Genomic DNA, 13125 nt, shown 5'->3' on the forward strand with positions numbered 1-13125 from the left:
GGACTGCAGTGGAATGATGACAGGGACAGCATACAGATTTTTGTATGGAATCTACATTCGGAGGGAGGTTCCCGTCGCAACGAGGACAGGGTCAGCCTCCGATGGCGGACATCGGCCGTCGGGGCTGGAGGAAGGCCGGGGTGTCGAGCCCGGAGCCGGCCTTCTTGCCCCACATCGCGGCGCGCCACCGTTCGGCGACGTCCTGATCCGTCGCGCCGGAGCGCAGGGCCGTGCGCAGGTCGGACTCCTCACGGGCGAACAGGCAGTTGCGGACCTGGCCGTCGGCGGTGAGCCGGGTGCGGTCGCAGGCGCGGCAGAACGGCCGGGTGACGGAGGCGATCACGCCGACCCGGACGGGCCCGCCGTCGACCAGCCAGCGCTCGGCGGGCGCGGAGCCGCGCACGGAGGACACCTCAGGGGTGAGGGTGAAGCGTGCGGAGAGTCTCTCGAGGATCTCCGCGGCGGTGACCATGTCGCTGCGCTGCCAGCCGTGCTGGGCGTCCAGCGGCATCTGCTCGATGAAGCGCAGCTCGTAGTCGTGCTCGAGGGCCCAGCCGAGCAGGTCGGCGGCCTCGTCGTCGTTGACACCGCGCATGAGGACCGCATTGACCTTCACCGGTGTGAGGCCGGCCGCGTGGGCCGCGCTCAGGCCGTCGAGGACGTCGTGGAGCCGGTCGCGGCGGGTGAGGGTGCGGAAGACCTCGGGACGCAGGGTGTCGAGGGAGACGTTGACCCGGTCGAGCCCGGCGGTGCGCAGGGCCTCGGCGGTGCGGGCCAGGCCGACGCCGTTGGTGGTCAGGGAGAGCTGGGGGTGCGGGTCGAGCGCGGAGCAGCGCTCGACGATGCCGACCAGGCCCGGGCGCAGCAGCGGCTCACCGCCGGTGAAGCGCACCTCGGTGACGCCCAGATCCGTCACCGCGATCGAGACCAGCCGCACGATCTCGTCGTCGGTGAGCAGGTCGGGCTTGGACAGCCACTGCAAGCCCTCCTCCGGCATGCAGTACGTGCACCGCAGATTGCACCGGTCGGTCAGCGAGACCCGTAGGTCGGTGGCGATCCGACCGTAGGTGTCGAGCAACATGGACTTCACCTTTCCCGTGGGGCGGCGTTGAGGTGGGGCGGGGAAGCCGGCGGCTGCCCGGCCCCACCACAACGTGAGCACAGGAGGCGCCGACGGGGTGTGCCGGCGCCGCTGCGCGGAGTGTCAGGCGTGCGCCGGCTGCTCGGCCGGACGGGAGCCCGAACGCGGCGCCGCGGGACCGGAGTCCGCCGGGCCCAGCGCGCGCAGGATGTCCTCCACGCTCTGCTTGGCGTCACCGAAGAGCATGCTGGTGTTGTCGCGGAAGAACAGCGGGTTCTGCACGCCCGCGTAGCCCGAGGCCATGGACCGCTTGAACACGATGACGTTCTCGGCCTCCCAGACCCGCAGCACCGGCATGCCGGCGATGGGGCTGGACGGGTCGTCGGTCGCCGCCGGGTTGACGGTGTCGTTGGCGCCGATGACCAGCACGACCGTGGTGTTGGCGAAGTCGTCGTTGATCTCGTCCATTTCCAGCACGACGTCGTAGGGCACCTTGGCCTCGGCCAGCAGCACGTTCATGTGCCCGGGAAGCCGTCCGGCCACCGGGTGCACACCGAAGCGCACGTCGACCCCGCGCTCGCGCAGGGCCCGGGTCAGCTCGGCCACCGGGTGCTGGGCCTGGGCCACCGCCATGCCGTACCCCGGGGTGATGATCACCGATGTGGCGTTCGCCAGCAGTTCCGCGCCGTCCTCGGCGCTGATCTCGCGGTGCTCGCCCTGCTCGGTGTCGCCGCCTGCCGCCGCTTCGACGCCGAATCCGCCGGCGATCACCGAGATGAAGGACCGGTTCATCGCCTTGCACATGATGAACGACAGGTACGCGCCGGACGAGCCGACCAGCGCGCCGGTGACGATGAGCAGGTTGTTGTTGAGGAGGAAGCCCGCCGCCGCTGCCGCCCACCCCGAGTAGCTGTTGAGCATCGAGACCACGACGGGCATGTCACCGCCGCCGATGGAGGCGACCAGGTGCCACCCCAGCGCGAGCGCCAGGACGGTGACGGCGATCATCAGGCCGAGGCCCGGGCTCACCGTGAACCAGACCGTCAGCGCCACGAAGGCGGCCAGCGCCCCCACGTTGAGGGCGTTCTTGCCGGGCAGCGTCAGCGGCCTGGACTTGATCCGCGCCGACAGCTTCAGGAAGGCGACGATCGAACCGGTGAAGGTGACCGCGCCGATGAAGATGCCGATGAACACCTCGGCGTGGTGGATCCGCAGCAGGTCGTGGGCGACCTCTGTCTGCGCGGCGCCGTGCGCCTCGACCCCGAGGTAGCTGTTCCAGCCGACCAGCACCGCGGCCAGCCCGACGAGGCTGTGCAGGACGGCGATGAGCTCCGGCATCTGGGTCATCTCCACCTTGCGGGCCCGCCACAGGCCCACGGCGCCGCCGATCGCCGTGGCGATGAGGATCAGCGTGATGGCCCCGGCCGAGATGCCCCGCGCGGCGACGACGACCGTGGCGGCGAGCGCGAGCCCCATTCCGCCGATGCCGTAGGCCACCCCTGCGCGGGCGGTGTGGTGTTGGGAGAGCCCGGCCAGGCTGAAGATGAACAACAGCGCGGCGACGATGTCGGCGGCTTGTGCCGCCGTGGTTGCGTTCATCGATCCTCAGCCTTTCGAGAACATGCCGAGCATGCGGCGGGTGACGGCGAATCCTCCGAAGATGTTCACGGTGGTCAGCAGGATCGCCACGAACGACAGCACGGTGACTGCCACGTGCCCGTGACCGATCTGCAGCAGCGCACCGACCACCACGATCCCGGAGATCGCGTTGGTGACCGACATCAGCGGGGTGTGCAGGGCGTGGTGGACCTTGCCGATCACGTAGTAGCCGATGACGACGGCCAGGGCGAACACGGTGAAGTTCGCGGCGAGTTGGGCGGGGGAGAAGGCGATGAGCAGGAACATCGCGATCATGCCGAGGCCGATCAGACCGTAGCGGACGGCCGGCGAGAGGCCGGAGTCCTTCGCCTTCGGGACCTCGGCCGGCGCTGCCGCCGGCTTCGCGGGCGCGGCCGAGACCTGCACGGGCGGTGGCGGCCAGGTCTTCGCGCCGTCGCGCACCACGGTCACGGCCCGTTGCACGGCGTCGTCGAAGTCCAGCGTCACCTGCCCGTCCTTGCCGGGTGTGAGCAGCTTCAGCAGGTTGACGAGGTTGGTTCCGTACAACTGCGACGCCTGCGCGGGCAGCCGGCCGGCGAGGTCGGTGTAGCCGATGATCGTCACGCCGTTGTCGGTGACGATCGCCCTGCCGCTGACCGTGCCCTCGACATTGCCGCCCTGCCCCGCGGCCATGTCCACGATGACGCTGCCGGGCTTCATGGACGCCACGTGCTCCGCCGTGATCAGGCGGGGTGCCGGACGGCCGGGGATGAGCGCGGTGGTGATGATGATGTCGACGTCGCGGGCCTGTTCGCCGTAGATCTCGGCGGCGCGCCGGTCGTACGCCTCGGACGTGGCCTTGGCGTACCCGTCCGCGCCGGACTCCTGTTCCACCTCGACGGCGAGGAACTCACCGCCCAGCGAGCGGACCTGGTCGGCGACCTCCGCCCGTGGATCGGTGGCCCGTACCACCGCGCCCAGGCTGCCGGCCGCGCCGATCGCCGCGAGACCGGCCACACCCGCGCCGGCCACCAGGACCTTCGCGGGCGGTACCTTGCCCGCCGCGGTGACCTGGCCGGTGAAGAACCGTCCGAAGGCGTGCGCCGCCTCGATCACGGAGCGATACCCGGCGATGTTGGCCATCGAGCTGAGGACGTCCAGCGACTGGGCCCGGGAGATACGGGGTACGGCGTCCATCGACAGGACGGTGATCGGCCGCCGTGCGAGGTCGTCCAGGAGGTCGGGGCTCAGCGCGGGGGCGATCAGCCCGATCAGCATCGCCCCGTCCCGCAGCTTCCCGATCTCCTCGTGCGAGGGCGCGTTGACCTTCAGGACGACGTCCGCCTGCCAGGCGTCGCCGATCCGCGCGCCCGCCTCGGCGTAGGCGTCGTCGGAGAATCCCGAGGCCTCGCCCGCCTCCGATTCGACGACGACCTCGTAGCCGAGTCCGAGGAGCTGGCGGACGCTGGCTGGTGTCGCGGCCACCCGGGTCTCCCCGGCGGTGGACTCGGCGACGACACCGATCTGCTGTGGCGGTGAATCCGACATCGCTCTCCTTTTCGTCCTTTTCGACCGTCCTGGCTCGGCAGTGGCCGGGCTGGGTCAACTATCCGAACCGAGCGTCTTTTTGTCATGCGACTGTACTTCCGGAGAGAACACTGCATACAGTATCCATTCCTCCCCCATCAAATCGAGAGGAGCCGCCGTGAAAATCGCAGTCCTCGGAGCCGGCGCAATCGGCGCCTACGTCGGAGCGGCACTGCACCGTGGTGGCGCTGACGTCCACCTGATCGCCCGAGGCGAGCACCTGCGGGCGATACGCGCCCACGGGGTCCGGGTGAACAGCCCACGCGGTGACTTCGTGGCGCGGCCCCACGCCACGGACGACCCGGCCGAGATCGGTCCCGTCGACTACGTGTTCCTGGGTCTGAAGGCGCACGCCTACCCGTCCTCCGGACCGTTGGTCGCCCCCTTGCTGGGGGACCGGACCGCGGTGGTGGCCGGTCAGAACGGCATTCCCTGGTGGTACTTCCACAAGCTGTCCGGTCCCTACGAGGGACGGCGGATCGAGGCGGTCGACCCGGACGGTGCCACCAGCAAGGTGCTGCCACCGGAACGGGCGGTGGGCTGTGTCGTCTACCCCGCCACGGTCATCGAGGCGCCCGGTGTCATCCGGCATCTGGAGGGCACCCGCTTCTCCATCGGCGAGCCGGGGGGCTCAATCTCCGACCGGTGCACGACGTTGAGCGAGGCCATGGTCGCGGGCGGGCTGAAGTGCCCGGTGGAGGCGAACCTGCGCGACGACATCTGGATCAAGCTGATGGGCAACGTCGCCTTCAACCCGATCAGCGCGCTCACCAGGGCGACGATGGTCGAGATCTGCCGGCACCTGCCCACGCGCCGGCTGGTCACCCAACTCATGGAGGAGACCCTCGACATCGCGGCCAGGGTCGGCAGCACTCCGAACATCTCGATCGAGAAGAGGCTGCGAGGTGCGGAGGGGGTGGGACACCACAAGACCTCCATGCTGCAGGACCTCGAGGCCGGCAAGCAGATGGAACTCGACGCCATCGTGACAGCGGTCGTGGAAATGGCCGACATCACGGGCGCCGAGGCACCCACGTTGCGTGCGGTCCACGCCGCCACCGACCTCCTGGCGCGACGCTCCACCGCAGGGCTGGAGAACGGCGGCAGGGCCCAGGAGCCGGTTCCCGCCTAGCGCGGGCGCGGGACCCCGCGTACACGGTACGGAACACCAAGAGACCACCGGCCCGCCGTCCGGACGACCACTGACCACCCCTTACGATGTCGCGGCACCTGGCCCCGTCCCGGCCGCTTCGGGGCCAGGGTCCGGCACCGTCGAGGTGGCGGGCCGGCGGTGTACCTCGTACGACGACGACTCCGGCACAGGCACATCGGAGCCGCCTGGAAGGACGCGGCCGCCGCACCACATCCCGTTCGCCCGTCTCCGGCCGCCGGGGACGTTCGCCACGTCCGGGGAGTTGACCAGCGGGAACGGGCGGCCCAGCGACTCCAGCAGGGAGTGCCGGCGCGGCCGCGGCCCCAGGCAGAAAGGAGTCGTTCATGCTGTTCCGTCAGCTGGAGTACTTCGTGGCGGTGGCAAGGGAGAGGCACTTCGCCCGCGCGGCGGAGGCCTGCTTCGTGTCGCAGCCCGCGCTCTCGGCGGCGATCGCCAAGCTCGAGCGGGAGCTGAACGTCACACTGATCAACCGTGGGCACAAGTACCAGGGCCTGACCCCGGAGGGCGAGCGGCTCGTCGTGTGGGCCAAGCGGATCCTCGCCGAGCAGGAGGCGTTCAAGGCCGAGGTGGCCGCCGTCCAGTCGGGCATCACCGGGACGCTGCGGCTCGGCGCGGAACCGACGGCATCGACGACCGTGGTCCTTCCCGTGGCCGCGTTCTGCGCGGCACACCCGCTGGCCAAGGTTCAGGTCCGCTCCCGTCTGTCGACGACGGAGCTGACCCGGCAGCTGCGCGCGTTCGAACTGGACGCCGCGATCGCCCACTTCGCCCCCGACGACCGGGAGAGCCTGCAGGTGATGCCGCTCTACGAGGAGCGGTACATGCTGCTCGCGTCCAGCGACCAGCTGCTGCCCCAGACCGACACCATGACCTGGGCCGAAGCGGCCCAGCTGCCGCTTGCGTTGCTGACACCCGACATGCGGATCCGCCAGGTCATCGACAGCGCCTTCGCGGACAGCGGGGTCGTGGTGACCCCGCAGGTGGAGACCGACTCGGTCGCCACTCTCTACGCCAACGTGGGCATCGGCGCGTGCGCGAGCATCGTGCCGCACACCTGGCTGCGCGCCATGCCCGTGACGGGCAGACTGCGAGCCGTCCGGCTGGTGGACCCGGACGCCCGGGCGCAGGTCTCGGTGGCGATCCACGCCGCAACCCCCGGTTCGGTCGCGGCCCGGGCGTTCATGACCGCGGCGGCGGGCCTGTCGCTGGACGAGTTCTTCGACCAGCCGCTGGCGTCCGAGCACCTCGTCAGGTGAGACCCGCCCCCGCGGCGTCAGCGCGCGAACCGGGCCTCCACAGCCGGCCGGTCGAGCCCTCCCTTGGCGGTGTGAGGCAGAGCGGCGACGACCTCGATCCGGTCGGGCACCTCGAAGGGGGCCAGCCGGTCGCGGCAGTACCGCAGGATCTCCTCGGAGCCGGTGGTCCAGCCCTCGCGCACGACCACGGCGGCGCCGACGCGCTGCCCGTACGTCGCGTCGGGTACGGCGAACACCGCCGCCTCGGCGACACCGGGACACCCGGCCAGGATGTCCTCGACATGCTCGGGGGAGATCTTCTCGCCTCCGCGGTTGATGAGGTTCTTGATGCGCCCGGTGAGGAACAGGTCCCCGTCCTTGTCCAGTGAGCCCAGATCGCCGGTGCGGAACCACCCGTCGACGAAACTGCGCGCCGTCTCGGCCGGGTCGGCGAGGTAGCCGCGGGCGACGGTGGGACCGTGCACCCAGATCTCGCCCTCGGTGCCGACCGGGCACATGTGCCCGTTCTGATCGAGGACACGTACGTCCACGCCGGTCGGCCGGCCGACCGAGCCGTGCTTCAGGAGCCCTTGATGCGGCAGCGGCTCGCTGGTCGCCTGATGGGCGGACTCCGTCATCCCGTACGCGGACAGCAGCGGCGCGCCCAGCGTGCGCTCCAGCGCCCGCTGCGTGGCCGTGTTGAGGGGGGCACTGCAACTGCGCGCGAACTTCAGGGCCGGGACGAGGGGACCCGGGTGCTCGATCGCCGACCGCTCCAGGAGGATCTCGTGGACGGTGGGGACCGCGGTGAACCACGTGGCGTCCGCCGCCCGCATGTCGTCCCAGAACGTGTGCGCCGAGAACCGCCCCCCCGCGGGCAGCAGGACACACCCCCCACTGGCCAGGGTGGCCAGGAGCGCCCCGAACAGCCCGTGACCGTGGAAGAACGGCATCACCGCGACCGTCGCGTCGTCGGGCCCCAACTCGTAGCAGGCACAGATGCCCTGGACGGAGGCGGCCACGTTCGCGTGGGTCAGCGGCACCATCTTGGCCAGGTCGGTGGTCCCCGCCGTGAACAGCACGAGGGCGTCATGGACCGCGAGCTCCCGAGCCGCGCCGCCCACGTGACGGGCGGCCGTGTGTGCGCCGGTCTCGAGGACGGCCACCGGCGACCCGCCACGGGGGACGTCCACACGGAGGCTCCACGTCGGGACCGGGACCTGCGCGATCGCCGCCGCACCCGCCGCGGGAGGACCGAGGAGCACCGCCCGCGCCCCCAGCGCCTCCAGCCGGGCGGACATCTGTGACGCGGGCAGCGCCGGGTCCATCGGCGCGATCACCAGCCCGGCGCGTGCCCCGCCCAGCAGCGCGACGACGAACTCGGCGGTGTTGGCGCAGACGAGGGCGACCGCGTCGCCGCGGCGCAGCCCCGCGCCGCCCAGCCGGCCGGCCACATCGTCGGCCAGGGCGGCAAGGGCGCCGTAGGACAGCTCCCCCCGGTCCCCGTTGACGACGAGCGCTCGGGCGCGGGGACGTTCGCGCACGTGCCGGTCGAGGAGATCGACGAGGCCTGTGACCGCCGGGGGCGGATACCGGTTCGGGTCGCGCACGGATGCTGCGGCCGGAACGGCCATGACCGCACCTCCTCGCGACAGGTCTGATGAAAGCGGTCGACTGCGAGCCTGCGCGGGGCCCGAGTTGCCCGTCCAATACGCACTGACGAACGCGCGATAGCGGGGGGCTATCAACCGAGCTGCGGACCGGTGCGGCACGACTCGATAGATGCTGGTTATCGGCTGGTCGCCGATAGGTCTTGGACGTGGGGATGCGCGCTGCCGAAGGTGAGATGAGTAGCCGCACCGGCATAACTGCCCAAGGAGGACCTCGGACCATGACCGCCCCCTCACCACTGGAGACCGCGGCGACCGCCGACGTTCCGGCCGAGCTCACCGACGGGTACCACCTGGTCGTCGACGCTCTGAAGATGAACGACGTCGACACCATCTACGGGGTGGTCGGCATCCCGATCACCGACCTCGCCCGCCTCGCGCAGGCGCAGGGCATCCGCTACATCGGCTTCCGCCACGAGAGCAACGCGGGACACGCGGCAGCGGCGGCCGGCTACCTCACCAAGAAGCCGGGCATCTGTCTGACGGTGTCCGCTCCGGGCTTCCTCAACGGGCTGGTCGCGCTGGCGAACGCCACCACGAACTGCTTCCCCATGGTCCAGATCTCCGGCTCCAGCGAGCGGCACCTCGTCGACCTCAAGCAGGGCGACTACGAGGAGATGGACCAGCTCGCCGCCGCGCAGCCGTTCTGCAAGGCCGCCTACCGCGTGAGCCGGGTGGAGGACATCGGCCGCGGCATCGCACGGGCCCTGCGCACCGCGATCTCCGGCCGGCCCGGCGGTGTGTACCTCGACATCCCGGCCGCGGTACTCGGCTCCGTCCTCCCCAAGGAGGACGGCGACAGGACGCTGAGCCGTCTCGTCGACCCGGCGCCGCGCCAGCTGCCCGCACCCGATGCGGTGGACCGCGCGATCGAGCTCCTGGCGGGTGCCCAGCGGCCGCTGGTGGTGCTCGGGAAGGGCGCCGCGTACGCGCAGGCCGACGACCGGATCCGGGAGTTCATCGAGTCCACCGGCATCCCCTACGTGCCGATGTCGATGGCGAAGGGCCTGCTGCCGGACAACCACCCGCAGTCCGCGGCCACCGCCCGTTCGCTGGCGCTGAAGAAGGCCGATGTCGTGATGCTCATCGGCGCCCGCCTGAACTGGCTGCTCAACCACGGCGAGGCACCGCAGTGGAACCCGGACGCGAAGTTCATCCAGGTGGACATCGAGCCCAGGGAGATGGACAGCAACCAGCCCATCGCCGCACCGCTCGTCGGTGACATCGAGTCGGTGCTCGAAGCGCTTGCCGAGCGGACCAAGCCGGGCCAGATCGCGACCCCCACCCCCTGGCGGGAGGAACTGGGCGCACGCTCCGCGCAGAACGTCGCCAAGATGGCGGAGCGACTCAAGGCCGACCCGCACCCGATGCAGTTCATGGGCGCCCTGAAGGCGGTACGTGACGTCATGCACGAGCGCCCCGAGACGTACCTCGTCAACGAGGGCGCCAACGCGCTGGACATCGCCCGCAACGTGATCGACATGCACGTGCCGCGCCACCGTCTCGACAGCGGCACGTGGGGCGTCATGGGCATCGGCATGGGCTACGCGATCGCCGCCGCCGTCGAGACCGGCCAGCCGGTCGTGGCCGTCGAGGGCGACAGCGCCTTCGGGTTCAGCGGCATGGAGCTGGAGACGATCTGCCGCTACAAGCTGCCGGTCGTCACCGTCATCATGAACAACGGCGGCGTCTACCGCGGCGACGACGTCAACCCGCTCGACGACGCCCCGTCCCCGACGACGCTGATGCTCGCGGCGCGGCACGACCGGATGATCGAGGCGTTCGGCGGCAAGGGCTACCGCGCGACCACGCCCGCCGAGGTCACCGCCGCCCTCACCGAGGCGCTGGCCTCGGGGGGACCGGCGCTCATCGACTGCGCGATCGACCCCTCGGCCGGCACCGAGAGCGGTCACATCGCGCACCTCAACCCCAAGGGCATCACCGTCGGCAACATCACGCCGGCGAAGAAGTGACGCGCCTTCACCTCGCACTGCCCAGCCCCGCACAGCCCACCCTCGCTCCGAGATCATTCACGAAAAGGAAGCCACATGAGTGACAAGCCGCTCGCCGGAATCAAGGTGATCGACTTCACCGGGGTCCAGGCCGGTCCCGCGTGCACCCAGATGCTCGCCTGGTTCGGCGCCGACGTCATCAAGGTCGAGCGTCCCCAGGGCGGCGACGTGACCCGCAACCAGCTCCGGGACATCCCCGACCTCGACGCGCTGTACTTCACCATGCTGAACAGCAACAAGCGTTCGCTGGCCATCAACACCAAGACCCCCGAGGGCAAGGAGGTCATGGAGAACCTGATCCGCGAGGCGGACATCCTGGTCGAGAACTTCGCGCCGGGTGCCATGGACCGCATGGGCCTCGGCTGGGACCACATCCACGCACTGAACCCGCGCCTGATCTTCGGCTCGGTCAAGGGCTTCAACGACGACTCGTCCTGGAACGACCTCAAGGTCTACGAGAACGTGGCCCAGGCCGCCGGCGGTGCCGCCTCCACCACGGGCTTCTGGGACGGCCCGCCGACCATCAGCGGCTCGGCCCTCGGCGACAGCAACACCGGCATGCACCTGATGATCGGCCTGCTGACCGCGATCATCCACCGGAACGCGACCGGCGTGGGTCAGAAGGTGTCGGTGTCCATGCAGGACGCCGTCCTCAACCTGACCCGCGTCAAGCTCCGCGACCAGCAGCGCCTGGAGAAGATCGGCTACCTGGAGGAGTACCCGCAGTACCCGAACGGCGAGTTCGGCGACGCGGTGCCCCGCGGCGGCAACGCCGGCGGCGGTGGCCAGCCGGGCTGGATCCTGAAGTGCAAGGGCTGGGAGACCGACCCCAACGCCTACATCTACTTCACGATCCAGGAGCAGAACTGGAAGCGCACCGCTGAGGCCATCGGCCGGCCCGAGTGGGTCGAGGACCCGGAGTACACGACCGCCAAGGCGCGTCAGCCGCACATCATGGAGATCTTCGGCGAGATCGAGAAGTGGCTCGCCGACAAGACCAAGTACGAGGCGGTCGACATCCTGCGCAAGTGGGAGGTGCCCTGTGCGCCGGTGCTCAGCATGAAGGAGCTCGCCGAGGACGCCGACATGCGCAAGAGCGGCACCATCGTCGAGGTCGAGCAGAAGGGCCGCGGCACCTACCTGACCGTGGGCAGCCCCATCAAGTTCTCGAACTTCAAGCCCGAGATCAAGGGCGCCCCGCTGCTCGGCGAGCACGGCAGCGAGGTCCTCGCCGACCTGGGCTACGACGCGGACGCGATCGCCAAGCTGCGCGAGAGCCAGATCATCGTCTGACCGGGACCGCCCCAGGGGTGCCCCGCGCGCGATCCTCGTGGGCGGGGCACACGGGCGTGCGGGACTGCGTACGGCGAAGCCCCCGTGCCGGCCGGCACGGGGGCTTCGCCGCCTTGGAAGGCCCTGGACGGCCTTGGGGGCCGGAGGTCAGGCCGTCGCGTGGTCCGCCTTGGCGGCTGCCAACTGACGGTACAACTCCCGCTCCCGGTCGCGCCGCGCGGTGACGTCCCGGATGACCGCCCCGACGTAGCCCGGCCGTCCGTCCGCGTCGTCCAGCAGCACCACGCTGAACTCGATCGACAGCTTCCTGCCACCGGCGCCCACCGCGGGGACGTTCAGGAGATCGGCGTCCCCGTACTTGGTGGTCCCGCGGGCCATGGACTCCTGGAAGCCGTCCCAGTGACGCTTCTGGTGCCGTTCGGGAATGATCACGTCCAGGCTGCGGCCGGCGACCTCGGCCGCCGAGAACCCGAATATCCGCTCCGCACCGTGGTTCCAGTAACGGATGAGTCCTTCCCGGTCGATGATCACTACGCCGTCAGGTGCCTGGGCCGTCATGCCCAGAACCACCGTGGGATCCAGATCTTCCATGTCTCCTCCGAGTTGGGGCAACAGGGCAATCCATCGATGAGCGTGAGCCCATTAGTATACAGAATACTGTCGGCGAGGAGGAGGCATGGGTCGGCCCCCAACCCCGCTCGGGCGGGCGGGTGTTACGGCGATGTGCTCGCCGTGCTGCCGGCGGATCACGGACATGGTGAGGCCGGAGGTGGACTCGCGCGGCTGAAGTGCGTGCCGCAGCTGCGCATGTGACACCTCGGCCGTTTCGTATGGATCTGGACTTTGCAGCTCGCTGCCGTCGTCGGCGCTGACGGCGGTCGACGGCCTGGATCACGGCCCGGCCGCGGGCCTGCCGACGGGCTGCCGATGTCCTCCTGCGGGCCTGCAACGCGGGCCTGGGAGGATCAACTGCCTGTCCCGCGCTCGGGGTACCCGGGTCCCGGCAGGGCCCTGCCGGGGGCGCCCGTCCGGGGCGGGCAGGTTCCCGGCTGCCCGCATGCAGCCTTTCGGGCTCTGTCAGGTCGATGGCGTGATCAGCCTCACGACTGCTGTCCGAAAGGCTCATTCCGCGTAGACGGCCCAGCGCGCTTGCGCGCGCAACGACCAGTGCCGCGACAGAACAGCCACACACACCCCCGCGCACCCGTTCTTCAGTGGCCTCACCAAGTTCGGCGTGAACGGATCCACCGAGTCTCTGCGCCAGGAGGTCACCCAGCGTCACGCGTGTGTCGGTGTCCTGGAGCCGGGTGGTGTGGGCGGCCGAACTGGGCTCGCACAACGACCACAAGCCCGATGTCCTCGCCCCCGAGGACATCGCCGACGGCGTCGCCTGCCTGGATCACGCCTTCGCCCGGACCGAGCGATGCTTCTGGGCATACGCCTTGCCCAGGGGCGGACAGAGTTCTGCGCCTGC

General features: G+C 70.2%; 9 protein-coding genes. 4 read left to right on the top strand and 5 right to left on the bottom strand.

All coding sequences use genetic code 11. The annotated features are described in order from the left end of the window. Positions 1–91 precede the first annotated feature (91 nt). The 3 genes from moaA to ACWCP0_RS36735 all read right to left on the bottom strand — a co-directional run bounded on the left by moaA (position 92) and on the right by ACWCP0_RS36735 (position 4228). Positions 92–1081 (bottom strand): GTP 3',8-cyclase MoaA, encoded by a 990-nt coding sequence (gene moaA / locus ACWCP0_RS36725; protein ID WP_451083089.1) that lies wholly within the window; start codon positions 1079–1081, stop codon positions 92–94. Positions 1082–1204: 123 nt separating this feature from the next. Continuing rightward, positions 1205–2680 (bottom strand): Re/Si-specific NAD(P)(+) transhydrogenase subunit beta, encoded by a 1476-nt coding sequence (pntB, locus tag ACWCP0_RS36730; protein ID WP_451083090.1) that lies wholly within the window; start codon positions 2678–2680, stop codon positions 1205–1207. Positions 2681–2686: 6 nt separating this feature from the next. Then, positions 2687–4228: a Re/Si-specific NAD(P)(+) transhydrogenase subunit alpha gene (locus ACWCP0_RS36735; RefSeq protein WP_451083091.1), complete on the bottom strand. Its 1542-nt coding sequence runs from the start codon at positions 4226–4228 to the stop codon at positions 2687–2689. 157 nt (positions 4229–4385) lie between these two features. On the opposite strand from ACWCP0_RS36735, the gene ACWCP0_RS36740 reads away from it, so the two are divergent. Together ACWCP0_RS36740 and ACWCP0_RS36745 are read left to right on the top strand one after the other, a co-directional pair. Then, positions 4386–5399, top strand: a complete 1014-nt coding sequence (locus tag ACWCP0_RS36740) for a 2-dehydropantoate 2-reductase (protein WP_451083092.1) — start codon at positions 4386–4388, stop codon at positions 5397–5399. Positions 5400–5764: 365 nt separating this feature from the next. Further along, positions 5765–6697, top strand: a complete 933-nt coding sequence (locus ACWCP0_RS36745) for a LysR family transcriptional regulator (protein ID WP_451083093.1) — start codon at positions 5765–5767, stop codon at positions 6695–6697. Positions 6698–6714: 17 nt separating this feature from the next. Here ACWCP0_RS36745 and ACWCP0_RS36750 read toward each other — a convergent pair whose 3' ends face one another. Beyond that, positions 6715–8310: a FadD7 family fatty acid--CoA ligase gene (locus ACWCP0_RS36750; protein WP_451083094.1), complete on the bottom strand. Its 1596-nt coding sequence runs from the start codon at positions 8308–8310 to the stop codon at positions 6715–6717. A 257-nt stretch (positions 8311–8567) separates the two neighbouring features. Between ACWCP0_RS36750 and oxc the strand changes: the two genes are divergently transcribed. Both oxc and frc read left to right on the top strand, forming a co-directional pair. After that, on the top strand, positions 8568–10319 hold the full coding sequence (gene oxc / locus ACWCP0_RS36755) for an oxalyl-CoA decarboxylase (protein ID WP_451083095.1): 1752 nt from the start codon (positions 8568–8570) through the stop codon (positions 10317–10319). A 75-nt stretch (positions 10320–10394) separates the two neighbouring features. Next, positions 10395–11651: a formyl-CoA transferase gene (frc, locus tag ACWCP0_RS36760; RefSeq protein WP_451083096.1), complete on the top strand. Its 1257-nt coding sequence runs from the start codon at positions 10395–10397 to the stop codon at positions 11649–11651. Between the two features lie 147 nt (positions 11652–11798). Here frc and ACWCP0_RS36765 read toward each other — a convergent pair whose 3' ends face one another. Beyond that, positions 11799–12242 carry a PAS domain S-box protein gene (locus ACWCP0_RS36765; protein WP_451083097.1) on the bottom strand — a complete coding sequence of 148 codons (444 nt, stop codon included), beginning with the start codon at positions 12240–12242 and terminating at the stop codon, positions 11799–11801. Positions 12243–13125: the final 883 nt, after the last annotated feature.

It is taken from the genome of Streptomyces sp. NPDC001970, from assembly GCF_053594115.1.